The organism is Bacillus sp. AK128 (assembly GCF_053903075.1).
Genome location: NZ_CP096379.1, coordinates 1,485,605 through 1,509,669, shown reverse-complemented (window position 1 = coordinate 1,509,669; position 24,065 = coordinate 1,485,605). Strand labels below are relative to the sequence as shown.

The window sequence follows — 24,065 nt, the reverse complement described above, 5'->3', positions numbered from 1 at the left end:
TAATTGTTAATCATTATAAATGTTTTATATTTTTAAATATTTTATTTCACTTAACTATTTTATAACATTAACAATTTAACATCAACTATAATTAACAAAATTTAACATAATGGTAATATAAAAACGCAAAGGGTGAACAACCCCTTTGCGTTTTTTAAATTTGCACTATGATTATAAATTTGCTACAGTAAACTACTTCTTTGGTGTTCCTCTATTTTTAAGAGCTTTTTAAAAATAACTCTTGATCATCATTATCCTTAACGGACACTTTAATTTTGGTGATTCTTTTTTCATCTAACTCTTCGATGGAGAATAGAACATTTTCATATTCGACTGTAGGTCGTTCGTCCTGACTTGGAATGTAGCCAAGCTGACCAAGGAAAAATCCACTTAACGTATCAAACTCATCTAATGGAAGGTTTACTTTGAGGACTTCTCTTACGTCATACAAATTAGTTGTTCCTATAATCATGTAGGTGTTTGCATCGATCATCTTTATTTCTTGATCGTCCATTTCTGGTTCATCATATTCATCAAAAATATTACCTACAATCTCTTCAAGAACATCCTCGATGGTTACTAATCCATCCGTTCCACCATATTCATCTATTACAATAGCAATATGTGTGTTATTTTTTTGCATCTCTTTTAATAGCTCATCTATCCTTTTAGATGCTGGTACATAATGTGGCTCTCTAATAAGCTCTAAAAGATTGAACGTGGTGTCGTCACCCTTATTAGCAAATTGGATTAGATCCTTTGCATGTAAAATTCCGATTATATGATCAAGATTATCACCATAAACTGGAATTCTAGTGAATTTCTCTAGGTTAGCAACCTGGATTGTTTCATTCAAACTAGAGTGCTTGGATATTGCAACTATATTTGTACGATGCGTCATAATGTCAGACACATATTTATCATCAAACTCAAAAATATTGTTAATCATTATTTTTTCATTTTCCTGGATTGTTCCTTTTTCTTTCCCCACATCTACCATCATTCGAATTTCTTCTTCTGTTACATTTTCATCCTCTGCATGTGGATCCACCCCAAAAAGTCTTACAATACTGTTTGTAGAAAGTGTCAGTAACTTTACAAACGGTGAAGATACCTTAGATAAGATGGTTAGGGGCACAACAGCTACCATCGAGATGGCTTCTGCCTTTTGAAGAGCTAATCTTTTAGGAACAAGCTCCCCTAAAACTAATGTAAAATAAGACAGTATTAGTGTGATTACCACTACAGATATTACTTCCAATACACCTTGAGAACCTGGGACTCCTAGGGCTACAAGCCATTCAGTAAACTGTCCAGCAAAGCTTTCGGCCGCAAATGCACTGGCTAGGAAACCTGCTAGTGTAATTCCTATTTGAATAGTGGCTAGAAATCGGCTTGGTTCCGACAAAAGCTGTTGAAGTAAAACTGCTTTTTTGTCTCCTTTCTCTGCCATCATTTTTACCTTGTTGTCATTTAGCGAAATTAGAGCAATTTCAGATGCTGCAAAAAAAGCATTTAATACAATAAGTATTAAAAGTATAAAAATCTCTATCCCCAATTAAAAATACCTCCAAAAGGTTTCAATTATAAGTAATTCTGTAAGCTTACAGAACCCTAATACAACTATAATTAAAACAAGAAAATTCCTCAAAGTTGACCTTTGTTTAATTAAGCTCGATTTTAACTGATTTAACCTAAAAATAGATATCTAGATAACTGCCTCTTTTATTTTTTAGCTCTCACATGAATAATCACGGTTTTAAATAAATTTAGAACATTAAAGTTCACAAATGGCCAAGTTTGAAAGGTTCTTACTAAAATTCTTAACACTTGTTTAATAAGAATACGGATGTTCATGAACAAATAATTACAACTTTGTATTATTCGAATTTTTAATGCGAGTTTAATGGTTATTTATGGTAAAATAATTCCAAAAATAAGAATATATTTACAGAGAGGAATTAAAGAGATGTTTGGTTTACTTAATCTTGGAAGTCTCGTGCTAGGATTGATTGCGTTGATACTTCCAACCGTTCATTTAATACATGATAAAAAACAACAAATGAATAATTGGAAAACTTTGTCCATCATCATTAGCTTTAGTGCTTGTGGTATTGCCTTATGTTTTCAGATTTTTTATACCTATCACAAGGTAACCGTTGAGGACTGGAGTGCTCTTTTGGACACAATGTATGCTGTGGCGTTCGTTTCAGCAGGTCTTCTCATCCTTACGATCATTTTAAATGTTATGACTATGATTCGTGACATTATAGGGAAGAAAACTAGTTAATTAAATTTTATGTAAAGAAAAAACGTCCCGAGATTGCTCTGGACGTTTAACAACTTGTTATTCAACATTATTTAGTGGGTTTTAGCGGAATCTCTAATATTACGCCGTTTTTAACCTTATTGTTTGTTAATTGATTCCACTCTTTAATAATCTTTTCTCCATCTCTGCTTTTAAAATATAGCTGTGATATTGAATAGAGAGTCTCATTTGGTTTTACCTCATGGCGAATGATTTGGTAATCTATTTCCTCGGTAGCTTGCTGCTTTGACTCAGAAGGAGAGGAAGTGTTATTTCCAGTTTCCTCAGAAGGTTTTTCATTATCCACATCATCTTCTATTGGTTCAGACACCGAATCTTCTTCTCCGCTCGTTTCATTTTCGATCATCGTGTTATTGACTTCTTTTTTTGTACCAATTGATATTTCTTCACTATGTGTAGAATCTTTTTTTATCACACTACTAACTGATGAATTTTCATTTTCTTGATGAAATGTATAGCCTAAAATTGCAATCGGCAATAACACAAACAAAAATGTCAGTAGCCGAAGGAGAGGAAATCTAAATTTAATTTTTGTTTTCTTTTTTTCATCCTTCTCATGATGGACCTTGCTTCTAGGTGGTAGTGAAAGTACATCGAGAGAATTAGGAGATGATGGTTCCAGCTCCTTTTTATTCATCCGCTCTCTCAGTATCTGAGCTTGGTCACGATGGTCATGCAAATCCGACATAGCTTCACTCCTCCTTCGCTATCAAGTAGTCTTTCCTTATTTTAACGCCAAAAATAAAATCTATTAGAAAATGAGCGAAAATGGTAACGAATAAATTCTCAGTTATTTCATAAAGGATTCCTAATAAAAAACTAAGGGAAATAACAATGATAAAAAGTACCCACTTTTTTAAATATCGGACATGTAAAATAGCAAAAATGATACTTGCTATAACTAAACCGAAATGCGTTTGAATAACTCCCCGAAATAACCATTCTTCGGCAATAGCAATAATCCAGCATAAAACAAAAATGTGGAGGTATGACCGCTTTTGAAAAACCCGGTTGTTAATACCACCATCATCAAAGAGGTGATCCGGTAATGTTTTCATTAACCAAAGATCGATAAATACGACACCTAGTGCGGTTATACCGCCATATAAGAGAATTTCTGGTATGTCCAACTGCCAAATAGATTGGAACTCCTTTGAATCAAAGAGAAAAAAGCCAATCACAGAAGCACTCGCCAGTAAAAAAAATTGAGTAAGATAGAGATGCGAAAGTACTTCTTTATCTGTCATATGTTCTATAAGATCAGCTTGATTTTTCATGTTAAACATCTCTCACTTTAGAAGGATTGATTGAAGCTCTTGTTGCCAAGATTTTAGCCCCGTACTTGTGAATTCCTCGTGTTTCTCGTACATTTGGACATCCACACCACATACATCACAGCACTGTGGTATCTTATTTTGTAAACTCTCATCAAATATGGTTAAGTAGTTCTCTCTTCTACAAGTTGATGAATGAATCCAGCTCTTCATTTCCCGAAGTTTTGTATGCTTGTATGTCAGTCTATTTTCAATAAACGAAGTAATTTTTCTTATGATTATTTCACGTTCAATTGGTTTAATTAACGAGTTATCCTTTAACCAACCACCGATTTCTAGTTGGTATTTTAAAAATCGCCAAGCTGTTTCATTCATGGTGGTATAGGATAGCAAGGCTTCCTCTATGATTGGTTGATTAATTTGATATGATTCTTCTAATGTTTTTATTATATGCTCTAATTCATCCTTTGAGGGGAATTCCTGGTTTATAAGAGCTTCAGGCAACTCTTGATCAGCAGGTGTATGGAGTAAAATTGCAATACTGCTTTTTCCATCTCTTCCTGCTCGTCCAATTTCCTGAAGATAAGCTTCAATCGTTGATGGATAATGAAAATGAATAACAAACCTTACATTTGGCTTGTTCACACCCATTCCAAAAGCGTTTGTACAGCAAATGATTTGGATCTGGTCTGATAGAAATTGTTGTTGGATCAGAAGTCGTTGTTCTGTATCCATTCCACCATGATAAAAAGCAACTCCGTTAATTCCCGCTCCCTTTAGGAGGTACGCTATATTTTCAGCCCACCACCGACTCGAAAAGTAAATCATTCCCGGACCTTGAAGCTTCCCTACCCACTCCAATAGCTTACTTTTCTTATCGTCAATTGTCGCCAATTTTTCAACATTTATTGAAATATTCGGTCGGTCGATCGAGTGAAGATGGAAATTCACCTTCTCAAGCTTTAAAAAGCCAACGATATCATCTAAAACTTCACGTGTTGCGGTTGCTGTCAAAGCTAAGCAAGGGGGATTTCCTAGCTCGCTGATTACTCCATCAAGTTTTAGATAATCTGTTCTAAATTCATGTCCCCACTGGGATATACAATGGGCTTCATCTACTACAAACAATGAGATATGGAGACTTTTCAGCCTTTTCAAAAAGTACGGATTCTGAAGCATCTCAGGTGAAACAAAAATAAATTTATATATAGACAACTCTTCAACCGTTTTACGTTTTTCTTCAAACGATAAAAAGCTATTAATCGCTACTGCTCTCTTTTCACCAATCAATTGAAGCTGCTGGACCTGGTCCTCCATCAGTGATAATAAAGGTGAAACGATAACAACTGAACCGTCTAGCACATAGCCCGGTAATAAATAACATAGGGATTTCCCAGCCCCTGTTGGTAGCATGGCCACAACATTATTACCTGAGATTACATCGTCTATGATTTCTTTTTGACCTTTCCGAAATGAGCTATACCCGAATTTTTCATTTAGCACTGTTTGTAATTTCATGAGCACCACCCATTTTGGCCATAACCAATCTAATTTCAAAATAACTAGCTTCTATTGTTAATATTTGCTTTATAACTTTTAATTGATTTGTTTTTGTCCTTTGAACACATTCGGAAATCTCTTCGAAATGAGCTTTTGTGATAAAAGGTGTAACATCAAATGAAGGATTGGTTAATACGATCTCAACAACATGATCCTCAATCGTATTTTTCTTCAGAGAACGAATAGCCGCGACTTCCTCAATACTTTTTCCCTTTTGAATGAGCTCTAAGGTTTTAAAGGTAGAGTGAGTTAAAGTAGAAGGCTTATTAGCAATCATAGATAACTGCCTTAGTACCGGAAAGTTCTCTATATTCTCTTCCGTTTTTCTTAATATGAAGTGAAGGGTGGATTGGAATAAGATGGATACCTTTAATGGGTCTAAATTTAATAATTCTGCTATCTGTGTGTTCGTATAGCCCACTCGCTCAACACTTGTCAGTTTATATACAAGTATCGTCGAGTGTTGATCACCCAATAAAGAAAGGATTGAAAACATCTCCTCATGAAGTTTCTTCGCTGTTAACTCTCTAGTTGCCGGTTGCTTCCTTAAAAACGATTTTACCCATTGTAATGTACTTGGATCACGATTAATGGGAATAAATCGATTGTTATGATGAATAAGATAAGACAAGCACTGAATAGTTAGAGACAGCCTCTCCCATAGAACCGGAGCTATGCTTGAATAAGCCCATCCATTCAATGCTTCTGGTAAGTCAAAAGAGTTCAGTTCATTTCTTCCTGAATGTGTGAGGATATATGCACCATCACCAACGGAAGATATATATTCTTTATTCTCTAGAGTGTTTATCACTTGATCTAAGGTTGTTCTTGTTAGATCTGGTATTACACCAAATAAAGGCTCTAAATTAAATAACTTAGCATCTTGAATTGTCTGGGAGGAGCGTTTTCCTTTGTATAAGTGAAAGATCGAATAAATCGTTCTCTCTCCATTAATTTTATCTAATCCATATAGAGTTGTTAAAAATAAATAATTCATGATTACTTTCCTTTTCACTTTCTTCTTTTTATTTTAACAAATTTTCAATAAAAATGGGTTAGTTTATATTTTCTAGGAAAGGGTATTAATATATTGTGAAACCTTATATGATAAGCATTCTCATTACTTTTTTTGTTGAAAAGTTGGCCAAACAGTTTTACAATATGTATGAGGAATTCGTTTCCACTTTACAAAGATACAACTAAGTAAATGTAAGTGGTTTACCCAAAAGCGGTATTCTAGCATAAACTATTTATGTGTATTTTAGATTCAGGAGGGTTTTTATAATGGCAAAGTATACAATCGTTGACAAAGAAACTTGTATTGCATGTGGAGCATGTGGTGCAGCAGCACCTGATATTTATGACTATGATGATGATGGTATTGCATTCGTAACACTTGATGACAATGCTGGGATCGTTGAAATTCCAGAAGTACTAGAAGAAGATATGATGGACGCTTTCGAAGGATGTCCTACTGACTCCATCAAAATCGCTGATGAGCCATTTGATGGTGACGCTTTAAAATTCGAATAGAACCTAGAGTATATCATTCTCTATTTAACGAAAAAAACCTCTGTTGACCAGAGGTTTTTTTGTTTTGTTATGGTTGTATTTTGGTTCATTTTAGCAATTATGGGTGAGTTTCACGCACCGATATTAGTCAGGCTCATTCATGTATGTATGCTTACATTTTACTAAGAAATCATTCCTACTTCTGAATAATCAAGAGCTCTTGCCCTATTAAAATCTTATCTGAGACTAAATGGTTCCATTCTTTAATGGATGAGACTGGTATATCATATTCCTCAGACAGCTCCCAAAGAGTCATACCTTCCTCAACCTCAACAACTAGGTCTGTTTCGATGACTTTTTGTTCTTCCTTTTTCATCAACTCTTCTAATTCAACTAATTCGTCTGCATTATAATCCTTTGAGGACACGATGACTGAAGTTGATAATAATTGTTCAGCCTCCTTCTCAGTAGCACTCCATTCCACTACTTGGTCTTCCTGGATGACGGTTTCTAATAAGGCCAATTTTTCTGCTTGCTTTTGCTCTGCCATGGCTTGACTAACTTTTCCGTCGATTAATACCGATACATCTAGAGCAAGGAGTGGGTTTATTGAATTCGACTTGTCAATGTTCCAATCCCCCATATGGACTTCAAAATGCAAATGCGCACCTCTTGATCTACCCGTATTACCCACTTTACCAATGATATCACCTTTTTTAACCTCTTGCCCCTCTTCCACTAATCGCTCACTTAAATGGGCATACACCGTTTCAAATCCTGTTGGATGCTTAACAAAAATCACATGTCCATATGTAGATGAATAATATGACTTTGTTACAACCCCCTCCTCCACAGAGAAGGTTTCCGTTCCGGTTGGTGCTGCAATATCTATACCATGATGGTTTCCATCTCTAGTCCCAAAATGATCGGTAAGCTCTCCATAAGCAGGCCATACCCAATTAATCGTTTCAGCTAATATGATAGGGGATTGTCCTTCTGCCTTAACTGTCTTTACACTTAAAAACATGCAAGCAATACAAAATCCCATAATTAATACAATTAAAATACGTCTTGAAAAATCCAACATACTCCTTGTCCTCCTCCAAGCTTTTGCTACCTTTGTCGTATCCCCAATAAGAAAGGATCAAATTGTAGCATCTGGTTTCACTTTTTCTTTAGGTTGGAATATCTTCAAAATCCTAAGTGATTACTTTTCCTATTTTCTTCAGAAAAAATACTCACACCCTGTAAAGTTTTCCATTAATGCTATAAAATATGAGGACAAGTTTTAAAATAGACCAAAAAAAAAGAGGCATCAGCCTCTAATTAGTAATTGGAAAATCGATATGATTTGGTGCAGCTGGTACTGGGATTGGGTTCGGCTGTCCATTTACTTGTAATGGGAGGCCTCCAATTTCTTCAGATGTATTAACAAAAGTGACATCGGCATATCCGAATTCTTTTGCTGTTAATAGGATCGCTTTAATCATTAATTCATGAGAAATGTTCTCTTGATTTACATTACTATCAGGCGAAAAAGTAACTGTTATTCTGTCTTTATCTACTTCCGTTATATCCTCAATTATGATGTCAGTTGGAATGGAAGGTTCTAAAAGCCCGTCATTTATCTTCATTATTTCCAACGCCTCTTCCATAGTAGTAGAAGGACTATTCCCAGGTACTAAATAAGTTGAGCCAGCTCCATTTGTATATAAGAAATATCCCCTTGAAGAAGTAGGTGAATCAATAGATGGGATATTTCCATACTCACCAATCTCAACCTCGCTTCCATCTTCCATTCTTAGAACGGCTGCTGAATACCCCATCCATCTAAGAACCTCTTCAATACCCTTATAGTACTCATTGCTTAAGGCTGCCCCTGTCGCATTGACTGCATTTGGAAATGTGATTTCAATACGATTCCCATCTATCTCCTTAAACATTAACTCGCTTAACGGGGTAGGGATTAAACCAAAATCTCCATAGGGGAGTTGGTCTAATACTTGTTCCAACAAATCAACACGGGATACATTCGAATCTTCAGAGACAAATGTAATGGGGACGAGATTCGACGCTTGATCATTCATAATACCTATCGTTACATAAGTACCATTTGTTCCAGTAAGAACATGATTAATTTCAGAAGTAGGCATTCGTAAATCTGTACTTTCTTCCGTACTAGTAATACCTGCCTCTTCCTCATCTGCCAAAGAAGTGGCCCCTTTTTCTTCTGCTGTGTTTAAGCTAGCCATTTCCCCTTCACTAACCGATTCCTCACTTGCATTCTCCTGGGATGATCCACCCGTAAGATTTAGAAAGGAAGGGCCAATTACGATGATTAGGAGTACGGCAGCCACTGCGGCTACGCTTGGGAGCATCCAAGTCTTTGTTGATTTTTTCCGAACCTGCTCATCCTGCAAGCGAGCATTAATTTTACGGTATAATTCTTCTGGACTTTGACGATCTTTTACTTGTGGCAATTGCTCGAGAAGCTCTTCTAGCTGCTTATCGCTCCACTCTGATTTTTTCAACTGAACTCCCCTCCTTTCCCATTGATTGTTCCATAATCCCCTTCAGGATCTTAAGGGCACGATGCTGTGTCGTTTTCACTTTACTTTCCGTCCAATTTAGAGCTTCAGCCGTCTCTGATATGGATAAGGATTGCATAAATCTTAAAATAATGACTGCACGCTGATCCACAGACACTTGATCTAAACATTGATACATTAGTTTTATTTCATCATTTTGTAACGCAATTTCTTCCGGTAAGGGTTGGTGATCCTGGACTTGCTGTGTGCTCCAATCAAAGGTTTCGAGAAGACGCTGCTTCCAACCTTTTTGCTTTCGGAAATGGTCAATGGCTACATGTCTTGCGATCGAAAACAACCATGTTTTTTCACTGCTCTTTCCTTCAAAACGCTCATATGCTTTTAACACTTTTATATATACCTCTTGTACCAAATCCTCTGCCTGCTCCCGATTTCTTACCATGTAAAAAAGGAACTGAAATAAATCCTGATGGTATTTCTCGTAAAGCTCTTGAAACACGGTGTTCATGCCTTACCCTCCCCGTTAATCATATAGTCGAATATAAATTATAAAAGTTACAGTTTTCCGAAAAATTTTTGTACTATTATTGTAGCATCTTGCAAGATGGACTATCTATAAGAATTTTTCGTGTAAGTTTTAAAAAAGAGCCTAAATAAAAAAAGAGCTACCCTTGAGTAACTCGAAGTTTACGTGTTCATCTTTTTTGGAAGTGGTTGATCAGGCCGTTTAGGGCAATAAAAACATGTAGGGTCACTGCATTTAGATTCAATCCACTCATTACAATTCGGACAAAAATATGCATCAAATTCATCGGAATAAATTAGAAAGTGATGACAATCTGTGCAAGACTGATCTTCATCAATATGCCCCTCAAACTCAAATCCATTAATAGAAACACCTGTTTTAGTTTCTTTAATCTTCATTTTTACTCTCTCCAATCTAGCTTCTATTCAATATACCCTTTTGCACGTCCATAATGAAGAAGTTCTAGATAAGGATCTTCTACTTCTAGCCCTAACACCTTACAAAAAGCAGGTTCCGTTTTGTAGCCCATTTGTTTAAGACCAATTACTCGTTCCCGAAGATATGGATTTCTTTTTAAAATCTCATGCTCAGTAATTAAATGTAAATAAGCGTGTTGTTGTTCTACCTCTTGCGGTTGACCAAACAGCTCAAATTCAAACCCTTCAAATAAGAAATTCACCTTTGTACTTCCAGTTTCTCTTATTATTGTTTTCTTTATGACGAATTGTTGCATTTCACCATACAAATTCTTCACTTTACACTCAAAAGCATGTTCATCTTTAACATGCATAATAACATCTAAATCAGACCCTTCAATGTCCACTTGAATCGGAAAAGTTCCACATAAAACAGGTGAGAACTCCTTTAGATCATTCATGATATTTATATTCTCTGTTAAAGTTTGTTGTTGATTTCCGTTTCAGGACACTCGCTTTCCGCGGGCGGGTTCGGGAGCCTCCTCGGCGTTTCCGCCTGTGGGGTCTCCTTCACCACGCTTCTCCCGCAGGAGTCTCGCGTCCTTCCACTTCAATCAACTCTGCTAAAAATCAACACTGTACTTTAACACAGCTATATTTTTAAGAGTCTTATAAACGTTCCTTTGCTTATTAGAACCATCCTGTAAATACTCTATTGTCTTAAACATACTTTCTCCCTATTAAGTTTGCTGAAACTGGTTGTAAACCAAGTTCACGTGCCCAAACGGAAAGCTGTCCGATATGATGGATCTCATGGGCAATAATATGTCTCAAGATTTCACCTTTTGTATAGGTCTCATGACTCCAGTTGACCTTGATTAGTTGATCTTCCATTTCCGATGACCAACCTTCTACAAAGTCCCTTACTTCTTTATGAAGCTCAATACATAATTTTTTCACTTCATCAACGGTCTCATAATGTTTAAATGGAATCTCAACATCGGGTAGATCTTTTATGCCACGAATCCAGCTATACTCAACATCAATTACATGAATAAGAGTGTGAAGTATATTTCCAACTCCACCCTTTCTCGGCCTCAATAGCTCTTCACTAGAGAGTAAGTCACACCAATCAAACCATTCATTCCTAACCTGCCAGTTGTACTTAAATAATGTTAGCAAGGGTGTACCTCCATAAACTATTTCTTTCTAATCACTTTGAACAGGGAAAAATCAAATTTATCCCTGTTTGTACTTCTTTAATTTACCTAAAGGCCTCATTTTATATCTGAAAGGTGAGAGACTTGATTATAATCCTTGATATGCCATCGTTCTTCATTAAAGTGGAGATTATTCATACAAGCATTTCGTAGTGGAGTTTTTTCTATTTCAGCATCTCCATTTGAAAGAATTTTCAATAGCGCATGAATGACAGCCCCGTGTGCCACTAGTAATACCTTTTTATCTTTATAAAGTTCATTAATCCTATCTAATCCTTTGATCAGACGGTCATGAAATACCGCTGTTTCCTCTTGATTGGTAAAATTGCGGTCTGGAAATGCAGCATGTCTTTCCTCGACGGTCATTCCTTCTGCCTCACCAAAAGACTTCTCCTGAAATTCTTCCATAATGACAAGTGGAATTTGAATACCTTCATTAATAATTTCTGCCGTTCTTCTGGCCCGAATCAATGGACTCGTAATCACAATATCCCAATTTGCTCCTTTAAAATACTCTCTACATTCTTCAGCTTGTGAAATCCCACGAGCATTTAAAGGGATATCTGTTTTCCCTTGCAATTTCCCTATTACATTCCAATCCGTTTCACCATGTCTGATTAAACAAACAGTAGTCATCACTTTCCCTCCAAAATTCACCTATAAATAGATTCACCATTTTTATTTAAATTCCAACGACACAACCTCACGCGTCACACCATCTATGGCAAATTCCATAGTGTGTGGTTGGTTTCCATATTGATTTTCAACCTTGACTTCCCAAAATTCCTTTTGTTTATCAAACCTGATATTGGTAATAGGAGTTTCTTTTAGAGCCTGCGTGTATTCTTGTTCTGTTACTTTTTTCTCGACTCCATCTTGCTTTAATACATACTCCCCGTTCATCTCAAATGCAATATAGTCACCCATATGCTCAGTTAACCATTGATCAATTTCTGATGAGATATTTCTCGCAACAGATAGTATAGTAGATTCATTAATTTCTACTTCTCTTTCCAGCATATCCAACAAGTAATGCTCGTTAATATCACACTCAAACATTGAATGCCCCTGTTCAATTTCTTCACTTGTTCCACATACTTCAACAAGATAGCCATCAACTGGAAGTTTATTATTTTCTATTTTTTCTTTTCCACCTGTATGAATTTTGTATTTTTCCTGATCTCTGATTGCGTAATCTCTCCGCCCCCCATCAGTACGAAGCCCATAATACTTCATTTCTTTATGACTTAACATTGGTTTTGTTATTAAATCTATATTTGCTAGTAAAAAGTCCGCTTCTGTATAGCTCATCCCTTCCCAATGTTGATACTCTGTTTTTCTTCTCTTAACTATTAAGGTTTTCCCGTCCTCCTTTAAATGGATTGTATAATGATTTTGAATTGGGTAGGCATCCTCTAAAAGTGACATTTCTAGAGTCTTGTATTGACCATCATTGGTAAACACCGTTCTAAAATCAGTCATCTGGAGTCCATAACCTTCCATCATAAATTCTTCTTTTACCTTATTCAGCTCTTCTACTAAGCTTCCACTGTAAAAGTTCGTATCCTGTATGTCTATTTTTCTTGGAATTTCATACAACTTTTCCTCAATAAAAGGAACTATTAATGAAATTAAAAATACAACAAAACCAATGTAAGCAGCCTGTTTTTTAATCATTCCATTTACAGAAATGTTTCGAAAAAACAAGAGAAACACTACAAAGCCAAGTGGCAGCTTAAGTCCATTTAGATTTATCATAGTAGCTCCAAGGAATGAATATCCAAAAAGCTTTAAAAACAAGTATGGCTCTGGTTCATCAGCTTTTCGATATAAAATAACCCAAGCAATAATTGAAAGAATAAGTAACACAATTAGGATAATATCGCTCATTATAGGCCCCCTTTGAAATATTTAAGCCTAATTTATACTATTTTTCAACAATCTGTTTAACACAAGGCTTCTGACAAACTTTAAGTAGAAAGTAACTTTTATTCTTGTCTATGATTTTAAAGGTCCGGAATAATCCTATGATTATTTAGGAAGTACGTTTTTTCTAGTAATTAATTCAAAGCTTCTGATAAAGAACCAACTAAATCCGGCATAAAATCCAAGCCACGGATATTTAAATGAAGCTGGTTTATTTCTTTCAAAGTAAAAATGGCCAATCCATGAGAATACATAATGTAAAAAGGCAAATATGATTGTCACTAAGATATCTATAAATATAAAAATCCAAGCAATGAACGCAAACAAAAAGGCAAAATAATGTAGCCATTGATTCCATACATTTTTGTGTGCCTTTTGATATAGGATTAAATCTCGTCTTAATCTCTCACGCATTTTTAGGACTCCTTAATTAATGATTATGAAGTGTATCAACGCTTATAAGTATTATTTTTTCAAAAACAGATATATCATTTTCATTAGATGTCATAACAACTCTATCGATTTTAAGCCAATGATTGCCATCACACTGATTAGTTTACCATAATTAAACAGCTGAATTTTATAACGCCAGGGAGAAAAAATGAGAAAAGTAAATAGTAAATGGAAGTCATTAGCTGGTCCTTTTACCCTTGATGGCTATAAAACTATAAAAAAAAGAAACGACTCAATTTTTGAATCGTTTCTTTTTATTAGCTCTTCGTTAATGGATGAAAGTAACGAGATGTTTTGTTGTAAATACTATTAAGTTGGGTTGGGTCATAGCTAATTAACACACAAGTGGCGGGACCTGATGACTGAGTTAAAGAGATGCCATCAGCGGTTTCTAAGTTTGTCCACGGCAGATTATTTCGTTGACAAAGCATGTCCCATTCTACTTGAATTCCTTTTGAACCAACTGGTACTATTTCATAGATTCCTTCATGGGAGAGCAATGAGTTAAACAATGGAAGGGGAAGTACTTGATCTTGATTAGTGATGACGTCCAGTCCTACTAAAGGTGTTCCAAGTACTGCAAAGTCAGCAGCTTCAGTCGTATTGTTGTTTTTTAGCTTTTCATTCCGCTTTCCAATAATCGTTAAGCCAAGAGCTGATTGAACAAGGTTAAAGTTTGACTCACTACTTCCAAGGAGAGGCAGAGATGGAAGGTCTAGTTCCCTTAACGTCCGATCAATTCCTTTTCTATACTCCTCCCACACAACATCTCCAGAGAAGTTTTGCAGGATAATTGCTTGTGGAGCACCCCCTAAGCTCAGGTTCTCCATCAATGCTACTCTAGCAGAAAAATAGCCGACTATTTCATTAGGCACTTGAACAAAATCTTGTTCTTTTAAGCCAATCCCTCCTGAGTTATCAGCCGTAATGACGAACTCAGACGCGCTCTCTACTTGAAGATATATTCCATCTCTCATGATCATTTATTCCTTCTAAAGTAGCTTTGTAAAGGTTTGTAGAGTAAAAATGCAATCAAGCTATTTACCCCTGCTCCAATAAATAATGGAGATAATATTGTCCAAAAAAAGGCTGGACTTAAAATAAAGTAGAAAGGGAGTGGTGCTAATATTGTTGTACAGATGATAAAAAAGCATAGCCCGATCATGGGCGTTCTGCCTTTTAATAAGATCCCAGTCAGAAAAATAATTACCCCCATTTCAAGAGCAATCAAAAGATGAAAGGGGCCAAGAGGAAGGCCTCCTATGTACGCTGAGATTAAATGACCGATTGTCCCTATTACAGCTCCTGAAATCGGTCCAAGTAAAATGGCTGCAAGTAATGCAGGGGCACTATCAAGTGCAATACTTGAAATGCCTAGTGGAATCTTAATCGCTGCCCCGACAACTGACAAAGCAAAAAACACGATTATGATGACTTTGTTCTTAAGTGAGCTCATTTTTCCTTCCTCTTACCACCTCTAAATACAATTGCACTTCTTTCATATTCCACATCCTTTACTCCCTCACGTACGTTAATGACGCGTGCTAAAGCAAAGAAATAATCAGACAAACGATTTACATATTGAAGCGCAACCTTATTAATAGCTTCTTCTCTTGATAAGCTTACAATATGGCGTTCTGCTCTTCTTGTAACGGTCCTTGCAATATGAATAATGGAAGAAGCTTTTGTTCCACCTGGTAATATGAATCTTTCTAACTCAGGGGCCTCATCTATGTATGCATCAATTCTAGTTTCAAGAAATTCTACCATTTCAGCAGTAACCTGATATGGACGTTTACCTTCTACTGTTGACAGATCTCCTCCACAATCAAATAATTCATGCTGGATTTTTTCAAGCTCTGCTAGAACATCCGAAAATAATTCAGGATTTAGCTCCTGCATGGCTTGGCCGACAAACGAATTCACTTCATCAATCGTTCCATACGCATGTACTCGAATATCATCTTTTTCCACTCTTCCACCAATGATACTTGTTTGTCCTTTATCACCTGTTCTTGTATAAATCTTCATGTTTGTTCCTCCTTTAAAAACTGTGGTAATCCACACCAAAGTCTTACTACTAGTTTTGATTCCTTTGCAAGGTCCTGATATACCCATCCTACCACATCACGGTACATGCGGTCCTCCGCCTGCATAGGAACGATTCCTAATCCAACTTCAGTCCCAATGAGGATGAGTGTTCTACCCTGGGACTCATTCTCCCACTCTATAAAAGGCTTAAGCTTCTGCTGCCAATATTCACGACTCTTTCCTTCATGAAGAGCCATTTGTATGTGCCTTTCCATACCCTCCATAATAATAGTCTTTATGTTTGGGTCTATTTCATCTAGAGTAGGAACAGGATGTTCATAGCCGTTGATCCAAATATGAGGTTGTGAAGAGAGCTTCGCATCTATTAATTCTTGAACCCATCTTCGCTTTCCTTGAAAGGCACCTCCTGTAACGAAATACATCTTTCGTTCCTCCTTAGCCGTTCTTCTGTGGTTACTAATCGATAACCACTTCCATTATCAACTTTCCAGTCCCAAAATGGCTTGCGGTTCGGAGCCATTTCACTCAAGAACAATCGTATCGGTCCTCCGTGGGAGATGATGACAAGTTCACTATAATTAAAATCCACAAGAAGTTTCTTTGCTTCCAACCACCCATTCATTACTCTATTTCTAAAGGTAGGGTAGCTCTCACCATTCGGTATTTGAGCAACTTCCCATTCATTTAACCACTTTTCATATAAAGGATTACCATTCAACTCAAGATGATTCTTACGTTCCCAATCACCAAAAGATAGCTCTCTCCATTTACTTGAATAAGTCACTGGCACATTGAGGTTAGAACCATAGATTTCTTCTACTGTTTGCATACACCGTTTTAAATCACTAGAAATGATATAGTCTGGTTCTGGATACTGCATCCTCGTTAAGTGAGATCGACCTTCAGTTGAAAGCGGTACATCCGTCCAACCAATATATCTTTTTTGTTGATTTTCCTCTGTTATCCCATGACGAAGTAGAGTAATAGCCACAGTACGAACCATAAGAAGGTCTCTCCTCCTTCCAGTAATGCACCTAATGTATCACCATTAATCCCACCAAACTGTTTGACACAAAATCTATAAAATAGAGTTCCAAACACAACCGAAGCTACAACTAGAACCACACTCAAAAACAAAGAAATGGGAAGCAAAAGACTAAGAGCAATTACTAAAAGAAGTAATATAGCACCTGTCCAAGGTAGGATTATTGGCAAAGCTTCTTTTTGAAATGCCGCTGCAAGCCCTTTGTTCCTCGTAAGGCGACCCTTAACTAACATAAAGACTACCATCCCTCTTATTAAAAGGGGGACCAAAAGTAATCCCGCTACTCCTAGAGAAAAGGATTGGTTTAGTATATCGTATAAAAATAGCAATCGAAAGGCTAGTAAAAACAGTACGGACAGTACAGCAAACGAACCCACACGAGGGTCCTCCATAATTTCAAGTCTTCTTTCCCGATCTCGGTAAGAGAAAAAGGCATCACTACAGTCCATCCAGCCGTCAATATGTAAGCCACCTGTTATGGCAATAAAATAAAACATAATCCATAAAGCAATAAACATGGTTGGAAAAGGAGTGAAGGTGGAAAGTAGCCAATATTGTAGGAAGCCGACCAGCCCAATTAGGAGTCCAACAAACGGAAATAATGCTAAGCACCAACTAATGGTCCTTCTTTCCCAAGCTATTTCTTTATTATAGGGGATGATCGTGAAAAATTGGATACATAGCAATAAACCCTTAAGCAAAGATAACCCCTCCCCCAGTTACAATAATGATGATGAACCCTTCATTTTCGTTGGAATTCCATGTGTCACTTGATAGGCACAGTCAGCTATCCTTACAACCTCTTGATGTAAAGAACCTAATAGTTTCATGTAAATAAAAGAGCCTTCATCTCTAGGAACCTCGTCAGAAAATAGATCATTTGAGACAATCACAAGCAAATGAACATGGTTGAACTGTTGAATGGAATGGAGTATTCTCTCATATACAGATCTTCCGTCTTGTATGACACCATTTTTGAATAGTTCATTTGCTGTCCAAATCGTCAAACAATCTAATAAAATACAGTCTTTATCGGAAAATTTTCTTCCTAGCTCGTTGATTGAAGTGGGCTGCTCCCATGTTTTCCAGTTTGCTGTTCTCCTATCTTGATGATGAATAATTCGATCCTTCATCTCTGAATCCGTTGGTTTACTTGTTGCAATATAATGAAGGGGACCTGAGTTGGCTTCTTGCTCAACAAGCTGTTCTGCAAAGGTACTCTTGCCACTTCTTGCTCCACCCGACACAAACACTAGCAATGCTCTCGCCATCCTTTTAAATGTGACAGTAATACGTTGTTAGATTTCTGCTCTCTTACCGCAAGTCGAATATATTTTCCATCTAGACCCGGAAAATTATATGTATGCCTTGGGACTACACCATTCAATAGTAAATGGTTAATTAGTCCATCTAGATTGTCTTGGTTAATCATGTCAGATAAAAGGTAAAAATTAACCTTAGATGGCGAAACATAGAAACCGAGCTTTTCTAATTCCAGTAGGACTCGCTCTCTTTCTACTTGAGTTCTTCTTCTGATTTCATCAGGGTAATCCCTTTTAGAGAGAACATGCTCTGCCAATTCAGCAGCAATACGATTCACACTCCACGGTGGTGAATTCGCGTTAAGTCTTTCGACAATGGAGGTAGGGCCAATCACGTATCCAATTCTGATTCCAGCTAGCTTATACATCTTTGTTAATGACCTTAACACGATGACATGAGCATGTTTTTCCACTTCATGGGCAATTGAACATGGCACAGAGCTAAAATCATAAAAGGCTTCATCCACAATTAGGTAGGTATTAGTTGCCTTTGTTAATTGAATCACTTCCTCCATCCTTTCTTTACCTAATACAGTACCAGTAGGATTATTAGGATTGCAGAGGAATAAAACATCTATTTCTTCTAAAAATGGAAGAAGTTCCTCATTTGTTACCAACCAATCATTTTCTTTTGTCACGGTTATTTCCTTTATGGTACAACCGTAGAGCTTCGCAGCTTCTTTATATTCAACAAAAGTGGGTTGAATGACACCAATTGTTTGTTCTTTAAATAGTTGAGCTAAAAGAAAAATACAATGTGCAGCACCATTGCCTATAAATAAATGTTCAAATCTTACTTGATCAAACGAACTAATCGACTTTTTCAAAGAAATACTTTTTGGGTCTGGATATTCCTTTAGCCAATCCGTAAAAAAAGGAGATAGGCTAGTTAGGTCATAAGGTGGCTCGTATGGATTTACATTTACACTAAAGTCCAATACCTCATTTTGGAAAGGAATTTGTAATTTTTCATATAGATATATAGGGTTAGCTCCATGTGAGGGATAGGTAGTAATAAAGCACACCTCCTATAATTGATAGAAAAGTAAATAACAGCACTGTTCGTTGCATGATCACGATGGAGTGAAGAATATGCTCCTTATGGAGAATTCTTAACCGAAGACCGATCTTCGGGCGAATGGATAGATTCCCTTGATAATAGTTAGCTCCCCCAAGTTGAACTCCCAGTAACAAGGCCATAGCCGCCTCTCCCCAGCCACTATTTGGACTCGGATGCTTTTTCGCATCTCTAACCAAAAGTGGAAAAATTTTATCGATTGTTACAGAAGAGACATGGAGGTTTGCCGTTACCATACATAAACCGGTTAGGCGGCTTGGAATCCAATTTGCCCAATCATCCCAATTGGCTGAAGCTCTTCCAAACAATAGATAACGCTCATTTTTATGGCCAAGCATAGAATCTAATGTATTGATGGCACGATAGACCATTGCAAGGGGAGCTCCTCCAACAATGGCATAAAAAATTGGAGCTGTTACCCCATCACTTGTATTTTCTGCCACCGTTTCAACGACACCACGAGTGATTTCATCTTCTTCTAAATGCAAGGTATCTCTACCAACAATCCAGCTTAGCTTTTCCCTTGCTTCTGGTACTTGCCCATTTCTAAGAGGTGTGTACACATCCATCGCAGCAGAAGCTAAGCTTTTAGGAGCAATGGTAGTAAAAATGATGATGGCTTCAGCAAGGACACCCGCAACGGAATGAAGTTGATAAAAAAATATGATAATAAATACGGAAATTGTAAATGGCAAAATCACAACGATAAAGGCAGTAACTGTTCCTTTTAAGATTCGAAAGTTTCCTTTGTTAAAGATTTGTTCTAATTTACTAATTAACCAGCCCAGCCCTCTTACTGGATGTGGTAACCATCTTGGATCACCAAACAATCTATCTAAAATTAATGCAAGGACTACTGCAACAATATGTTCAATCATAAGATTGGTCTTTCCTTCTTTTCTTGTAATGACTAATTGCTTTTTTAGTCGCCTCTGCCACCATATTTCCAATCTGTCTACCAATTGGGGTTAATGGGCCACCATACTCATACTCAATACCTGTTTGACTAGCCGCAATGCATATACTATCCGTTGAGGTTCCTGTTGCAACCGTACCGGTTACTGGATCAATTACCTGTAGAGATGCTAACGCTTTTGCTTTCGCCTCTGTTGCGGTCGTTAGGACTTGTACGAATGCAGCCTCTGTAAGTTTTGCTTCAAGTAAGATAAATATATTAATGGTGCCTGGATGTAGAATCGGGATTTCATGGTCTAGGGCACGTGAGGCATCAATAGCATTTCCAGTCCCTGCTGTCACCATTACAAAAAAAGCACCCGCAGAATTTTCTACTCTTTGAATGACCACATCTTCTAAGTTAACAGCTGTCATCATGGCTACTGTATTGGATGAATCAATGCCATTGGTTTCTAGATAATGATTCATTTCTACCTTTGCATCTGAACAAACATACGTAGCATCGACATGACGATTTACAAAGGTATGAGACCATCTGAATCCATCGCCAATTAATGCGGACGATAAAGTTTTAAAATCATGCTTTGAATGTATAACGGTATATTCCGGTCTATGTATCACACTGAGTTGCTCAATAACTGAACCATTCTCTTCCCCAATAGGCCTTGGAAGTAATCCGAGAATTGGCTTCGCCAGCTCTGGATGATCCTTCCTAATGATAGCAGTTTTATATATTTCTTCTAAAAGAGTAGATTGCATAATCTGCTTTGGTGTACCAATTGAAGCAAGTTGCCCTTCATGTAAAAGTAAAACCCGGTCACAGTATAGACTAGCTAAATTAAGGTCATGAAAGATGGCAATTACGGTCAGCCGTTTCTCCCGTTTAAGTTTTAATAGTCCATCAAATAGATTAATCTGATAGGAAACATCTAAGTGATTAGTAGGTTCATCCAGTAATAATAAATCAGGCTGTTGAACGAGCGCACGGGCAAGAAATACTCGTTGTTGTTCTCCTCCACTTAACTGCTGAATTCCTTTATGCTGCAACCGCACAAGTCCTGTATCTTTTAACACCTCTTGCACAACCTCTTCATCCGCAGTAGACCAAGTTGAAAAAAGCCCTGTTTGATGAGCGTATCTGCCCATCTTAATCGTTTCCTTCACTGTATAAGAGAAGGCCGTATCTGTGATTTGTGGCAGAACTGCAACCGATTGTGCAAATTCCTTATTGGTAAAGTCAGTAATTGATCGATTATTAATGGTAATAGAGCCGCTAGTTGGGGTAAGTGTTTTAGCGAGCAGTTTTAATAACGTCGTTTTGCCACTCCCATTAGGTCCAAGGATGCCAAATACCTCCCCTTTATTTACAGAGAAGGTAATTGGTTTAATGGTTTGTTCATCCGTGTAAGAGAATGCTAGTTGCTCCACTTGAAGCATGTGATCACATCCTTGCTTTTTTTCGATAATATAAAATCATAGCGAAAACAGGTGCTCCAACTAAAGAAGTAATGACTCCTATTGGTAACTCCCTTGGTACGATAATCGTCCGAGCTGTTAAATCAGCTAATACCAAAAAAGCGCCACCTTGCAGCATCGATAATGGTAATAAATGAATATGGTTAGGTCCCCATAATAATCTTGTTAGATGTGGAATGACTAAACCTACAAATCCTATTGTACCAGAAACAGCTACAGATGCCCCGGTTAGTAAGGAAGCACTGACTAGAATCATAAACTTTCTTAACTGGACGTTTACACCTAATTGCTGTGCCGATTCTTCTCCAAATGAAAGTACATTTAATTCTTTACTCTGGGTAAGCAAAAGGATGACACCTACTATTACAAAAGGGAGCATAAGGTTGATGTATTCCCAGCCTCGCATCGAAACACTTCCGAGCAACCAAGAAATAATCTGTCTAAGCTCATCTCCAGTTAACGCAATCATTAAAGAGATAAAGGATCCTAAGAATGAACTAAAAATAATACCAGTTAAAATAATCGTTTCTACGGTCATCCGTTTTTCTACTAGTTTCGCAAAGGCTAATACCAGAATTAAGGTTAAAAAAGCTGCACCTATACTAAATACGGGAAGGGTATACATACCTAAGCCAGGAATTTGAATGGTGAAAAACAACACAACGACAGCTCCAACAGATGCTCCTGAAGATACGCCTAATGTATACGGATCGGCTAAAGGGTTTTTCAAAAGCCCTTGAAATGCCGCTCCTGCAAGAGAAAGTGATGCACCTACTAAAAAGGCTAAAATAACGCGTGGAAACCTTATTGACATCACGATATTAACTAGCATCGGATCAATTTCGGATTGGAAACCAAAGAATTCCTGAAGAAAAATGGAGAAGATAGTAGAAAAGGGAATCGATATGGAACCTATCGATATCCCCAAAAATATAGCGGTGACAGAAACGACACCGCTAATGATATAAGGTACATACTTGTTACTCTGTAAAAACTTCAGGGTATACTGCTTTTGCAAGTTCCTCTACTCCTTCAATTAAACGAGGACCTGGACGTGATACTAAATCAGAATGAATGTCATGGACACGTTCATTTTGAATGGCAGGAACCTCACTCCATGCTTCTCTTGCTAACACATTGGCTGTAGCATTTGGATCATAGCTTCCATAAGTCGTAACGACTACATCTGGATTTAAAGCAACGATTTCCTCTTCTGTCAGCATAACCCATCCTTCTTGGTCACCTGCAGCGTTATTGGCATTAATTGCTACAAGCATTTCATGCATGAATGTGCCTGTTCCTGTCGTATAAATTTCAGGTGCTCCAGAAACTTCAACCCATACTGTAGCTTTTTCTGTAATAGCTGAAGCCTTTTCTTTAATCTCAGCTAATTTAGATTTCATTCCTTCAACAATTTCTTCCGCTTTGTCTGTTGTTCCTGTAATCTGACCAATCATATTAATTGTACCGTAAGTTGTCTCAAACGACGTTGCATCAGGAACGACCACTACTGTAATCCCTGCACTACGTAATTGCTCTAATCCACTTTCTGAGCTAAATGCACTTGAACCATGAGCTAATACTAAGTCTGGTTGAAGGGAAATCACCTTTTCAACATTGAATTCCATTCCACCAATCTTTTCTTTAGCTGTAACTTCTTCAGGGTAATTATCAAAATCTGATACCCCAACGACTGCATCTCCCATACCTAAAGCATAGACGATCTCAGTATTACTTGGAATTAAAGATACGATTTTTTCCGGTTGCTTCTCTATCGTAATTTCATTTTCTACAGCGTCCGTAATGGTAACGGGAAAGCTACTTTCTTCTTCAGTACCTTCTGCGCTTTCTTCTGTTTCAGCACTTTCAGTTTCTGTAGTTGCTGGCTCTTCTTGTGCTTCATCTGTAGCACCACATGCAGCTAATGTAAAAGCTGTGAAAAGTGCAAGTAGTAACATTAATAGATTTTGCTTCATTTTCATCCTATTTGACCCCTTTATTCCTAAAAATTTTTATGTAAAAGCCCTTATGGCTTACTACCCTAATGTCGTATTCAAATAAAAAAACTTGCCCTTTTATGAGGGCAAGCAAAAAAACGATCAATATATAATAAACTACTGTTGATCGTTCCTTCTTCTCAACCCCCGAAGATTCATGAACTTTATGATAGGCAGGTCTACTGACTTGTGCTTCACTCTACTTTGAAACCTTCCCGTATAAGGAACAACCAGAGGGTCATCTCATTTATACAGTGGTTACTTTCATTTCGTCTGCACTTACAGTTGCGGGGACAGTCCTGGATTTCAACCAGATTCCCTTTTAAGTCAGTGAAAAGAATTCACTGAACACCTAAAATTAAAAAGTATATAATTCGACTCATTCCAATCCAATCTTACACGATGACTTATCATG

The 24,065-nt window shown here is 37.1% G+C and carries 28 protein-coding genes and 1 riboswitch; of the genes, 2 read left to right on the top strand and 26 right to left on the bottom strand.

Going from position 1 to position 24,065, the window contains the following annotated elements:
* Positions 1 to 217: 217 nt before the first annotated feature.
* On the bottom strand, positions 218 to 1,558 hold the full coding sequence (locus M1D60_RS07315; RefSeq protein WP_456278504.1) for a hemolysin family protein: 1,341 nt from the start codon (positions 1,556 to 1,558) through the stop codon (positions 218 to 220).
* A 411-nt stretch (positions 1,559 to 1,969) separates the two neighbouring features.
* On the opposite strand from M1D60_RS07315, the gene M1D60_RS07310 reads away from it, so the two are divergent.
* Positions 1,970 to 2,290 (top strand): hypothetical protein, encoded by a 321-nt coding sequence (locus M1D60_RS07310; protein ID WP_456278503.1) that lies wholly within the window; start codon positions 1,970 to 1,972, stop codon positions 2,288 to 2,290.
* Between the two features lie 67 nt (positions 2,291 to 2,357).
* Here the strand turns inward: M1D60_RS07310 and M1D60_RS07305 are convergent, their stop codons facing one another.
* From M1D60_RS07305 to M1D60_RS07290, 4 genes are read right to left on the bottom strand one after another with little or no spacing between them, the layout of a single operon-like run.
* Complete coding sequence (locus M1D60_RS07305) at positions 2,358 to 3,017, bottom strand: LysM peptidoglycan-binding domain-containing protein (RefSeq protein ID WP_456278502.1); 660 nt, start codon at positions 3,015 to 3,017, stop codon at positions 2,358 to 2,360.
* 4 nt (positions 3,018 to 3,021) lie between these two features.
* Positions 3,022 to 3,606 (bottom strand): CPBP family intramembrane glutamic endopeptidase, encoded by a 585-nt coding sequence (locus M1D60_RS07300; protein ID WP_456278501.1) that lies wholly within the window; start codon positions 3,604 to 3,606, stop codon positions 3,022 to 3,024.
* Positions 3,607 to 3,618: 12 nt separating this feature from the next.
* Positions 3,619 to 5,121: a RecQ family ATP-dependent DNA helicase gene (locus M1D60_RS07295; protein ID WP_456278500.1), complete on the bottom strand. Its 1,503-nt coding sequence runs from the start codon at positions 5,119 to 5,121 to the stop codon at positions 3,619 to 3,621.
* The gene (locus tag M1D60_RS07290) at positions 5,096 to 6,160 is read right to left on the bottom strand and encodes a helix-turn-helix domain-containing protein (RefSeq protein WP_456278499.1); all 1,065 of its coding nucleotides are present in this window, start codon (positions 6,158 to 6,160) and stop codon (positions 5,096 to 5,098) included. The genes M1D60_RS07295 and M1D60_RS07290 overlap by 26 nt, the downstream gene beginning before the upstream one ends.
* A gap of 287 nt (positions 6,161 to 6,447) precedes the next feature.
* On the opposite strand from M1D60_RS07290, the gene M1D60_RS07285 reads away from it, so the two are divergent.
* Entirely contained in the window at positions 6,448 to 6,696 is a 249-nt protein-coding gene (locus tag M1D60_RS07285) for a 4Fe-4S domain-containing protein (protein WP_456278498.1), read from the top strand.
* 175 nt (positions 6,697 to 6,871) lie between these two features.
* On the opposite strand, the gene M1D60_RS07280 is transcribed toward M1D60_RS07285, so the two are convergent.
* The 21 genes from M1D60_RS07280 to M1D60_RS07180 all read right to left on the bottom strand — a co-directional run bounded on the left by M1D60_RS07280 (position 6,872) and on the right by M1D60_RS07180 (position 23,629).
* Positions 6,872 to 7,762, bottom strand: coding sequence for a peptidoglycan DD-metalloendopeptidase family protein (locus M1D60_RS07280; protein WP_456278497.1), 891 nt, complete (start codon positions 7,760 to 7,762; stop codon positions 6,872 to 6,874).
* Between the two features lie 235 nt (positions 7,763 to 7,997).
* Positions 7,998 to 9,206 carry a hypothetical protein gene (locus M1D60_RS07275; RefSeq protein ID WP_456278496.1) on the bottom strand — a complete coding sequence of 403 codons (1,209 nt, stop codon included), beginning with the start codon at positions 9,204 to 9,206 and terminating at the stop codon, positions 7,998 to 8,000.
* Complete coding sequence (gene sigX, locus M1D60_RS07270) at positions 9,181 to 9,732, bottom strand: RNA polymerase sigma factor SigX (RefSeq protein WP_456278494.1); 552 nt, start codon at positions 9,730 to 9,732, stop codon at positions 9,181 to 9,183. The genes M1D60_RS07275 and sigX overlap by 26 nt, the downstream gene beginning before the upstream one ends.
* Before the next feature lie 179 nt (positions 9,733 to 9,911).
* Positions 9,912 to 10,148 carry a hypothetical protein gene (locus tag M1D60_RS07265; RefSeq protein WP_456278493.1) on the bottom strand — a complete coding sequence of 79 codons (237 nt, stop codon included), beginning with the start codon at positions 10,146 to 10,148 and terminating at the stop codon, positions 9,912 to 9,914.
* A gap of 23 nt (positions 10,149 to 10,171) precedes the next feature.
* Positions 10,172 to 10,627, bottom strand: a complete 456-nt coding sequence (locus M1D60_RS07260; RefSeq protein ID WP_456278492.1) for a DUF4269 domain-containing protein — start codon at positions 10,625 to 10,627, stop codon at positions 10,172 to 10,174.
* Positions 10,628 to 10,886: 259 nt separating this feature from the next.
* Positions 10,887 to 11,348 carry a DinB family protein gene (locus M1D60_RS07255; protein WP_456278491.1) on the bottom strand — a complete coding sequence of 154 codons (462 nt, stop codon included), beginning with the start codon at positions 11,346 to 11,348 and terminating at the stop codon, positions 10,887 to 10,889.
* Positions 11,349 to 11,443: 95 nt separating this feature from the next.
* A complete protein-coding gene (locus tag M1D60_RS07250) occupies positions 11,444 to 12,022 on the bottom strand; it encodes a histidine phosphatase family protein (protein ID WP_456278490.1) in 579 nt (192 codons plus the stop codon).
* A gap of 42 nt (positions 12,023 to 12,064) precedes the next feature.
* The gene (locus tag M1D60_RS07245) at positions 12,065 to 13,276 is read right to left on the bottom strand and encodes a hypothetical protein (RefSeq protein ID WP_456278489.1); all 1,212 of its coding nucleotides are present in this window, start codon (positions 13,274 to 13,276) and stop codon (positions 12,065 to 12,067) included.
* Between the two features lie 141 nt (positions 13,277 to 13,417).
* Positions 13,418 to 13,726 (bottom strand): Mpo1-like protein, encoded by a 309-nt coding sequence (locus M1D60_RS07240; protein WP_456278488.1) that lies wholly within the window; start codon positions 13,724 to 13,726, stop codon positions 13,418 to 13,420.
* Between the two features lie 296 nt (positions 13,727 to 14,022).
* On the bottom strand, positions 14,023 to 14,742 hold the full coding sequence (locus M1D60_RS07235; RefSeq protein ID WP_456278487.1) for an ATPase: 720 nt from the start codon (positions 14,740 to 14,742) through the stop codon (positions 14,023 to 14,025).
* A 2-nt stretch (positions 14,743 to 14,744) separates the two neighbouring features.
* Positions 14,745 to 15,221: an ECF transporter S component gene (locus tag M1D60_RS07230; protein ID WP_456278486.1), complete on the bottom strand. Its 477-nt coding sequence runs from the start codon at positions 15,219 to 15,221 to the stop codon at positions 14,745 to 14,747.
* Complete coding sequence (locus tag M1D60_RS07225) at positions 15,218 to 15,796, bottom strand: cob(I)yrinic acid a,c-diamide adenosyltransferase (RefSeq protein ID WP_456278485.1); 579 nt, start codon at positions 15,794 to 15,796, stop codon at positions 15,218 to 15,220. The genes M1D60_RS07230 and M1D60_RS07225 overlap by 4 nt, the downstream gene beginning before the upstream one ends.
* The gene (locus M1D60_RS07220; RefSeq protein WP_456278484.1) at positions 15,793 to 16,239 is read right to left on the bottom strand and encodes a bifunctional adenosylcobinamide kinase/adenosylcobinamide-phosphate guanylyltransferase; all 447 of its coding nucleotides are present in this window, start codon (positions 16,237 to 16,239) and stop codon (positions 15,793 to 15,795) included. The genes M1D60_RS07225 and M1D60_RS07220 overlap by 4 nt, the downstream gene beginning before the upstream one ends.
* Entirely contained in the window at positions 16,182 to 16,820 is a 639-nt protein-coding gene (locus M1D60_RS07215) for a histidine phosphatase family protein (RefSeq protein WP_456278483.1), read from the bottom strand. The genes M1D60_RS07220 and M1D60_RS07215 overlap by 58 nt, the downstream gene beginning before the upstream one ends.
* Positions 16,778 to 17,563, bottom strand: a complete 786-nt coding sequence (locus tag M1D60_RS07210) for an adenosylcobinamide-GDP ribazoletransferase (RefSeq protein WP_456278482.1) — start codon at positions 17,561 to 17,563, stop codon at positions 16,778 to 16,780. Before M1D60_RS07210 ends, M1D60_RS07215 begins: the two co-directional genes overlap by 43 nt.
* Before the next feature lie 18 nt (positions 17,564 to 17,581).
* On the bottom strand, positions 17,582 to 18,115 hold the full coding sequence (locus tag M1D60_RS07205) for a bifunctional adenosylcobinamide kinase/adenosylcobinamide-phosphate guanylyltransferase (RefSeq protein WP_456279382.1): 534 nt from the start codon (positions 18,113 to 18,115) through the stop codon (positions 17,582 to 17,584).
* Positions 18,115 to 19,122, bottom strand: a complete 1,008-nt coding sequence (locus M1D60_RS07200) for an aminotransferase class I/II-fold pyridoxal phosphate-dependent enzyme (protein ID WP_456278481.1) — start codon at positions 19,120 to 19,122, stop codon at positions 18,115 to 18,117. The genes M1D60_RS07205 and M1D60_RS07200 overlap by 1 nt, the downstream gene beginning before the upstream one ends.
* 49 nt (positions 19,123 to 19,171) lie before the next feature.
* Complete coding sequence (gene cbiB, locus M1D60_RS07195; RefSeq protein ID WP_456278480.1) at positions 19,172 to 20,140, bottom strand: adenosylcobinamide-phosphate synthase CbiB; 969 nt, start codon at positions 20,138 to 20,140, stop codon at positions 19,172 to 19,174.
* Positions 20,133 to 21,614, bottom strand: coding sequence for an adenosylcobinamide amidohydrolase (locus M1D60_RS07190; RefSeq protein WP_456278479.1), 1,482 nt, complete (start codon positions 21,612 to 21,614; stop codon positions 20,133 to 20,135). The genes cbiB and M1D60_RS07190 overlap by 8 nt, the downstream gene beginning before the upstream one ends.
* A 4-nt stretch (positions 21,615 to 21,618) precedes the next feature.
* A complete protein-coding gene (locus M1D60_RS07185; RefSeq protein ID WP_456278478.1) occupies positions 21,619 to 22,671 on the bottom strand; it encodes a FecCD family ABC transporter permease in 1,053 nt (350 codons plus the stop codon).
* Positions 22,634 to 23,629, bottom strand: a complete 996-nt coding sequence (locus M1D60_RS07180; RefSeq protein WP_456279381.1) for an ABC transporter substrate-binding protein — start codon at positions 23,627 to 23,629, stop codon at positions 22,634 to 22,636. The genes M1D60_RS07185 and M1D60_RS07180 overlap by 38 nt, the downstream gene beginning before the upstream one ends.
* 176 nt (positions 23,630 to 23,805) lie before the next feature.
* Positions 23,806 to 24,021, bottom strand: a riboswitch (cobalamin riboswitch).
* Positions 24,022 to 24,065: the final 44 nt, after the last annotated feature.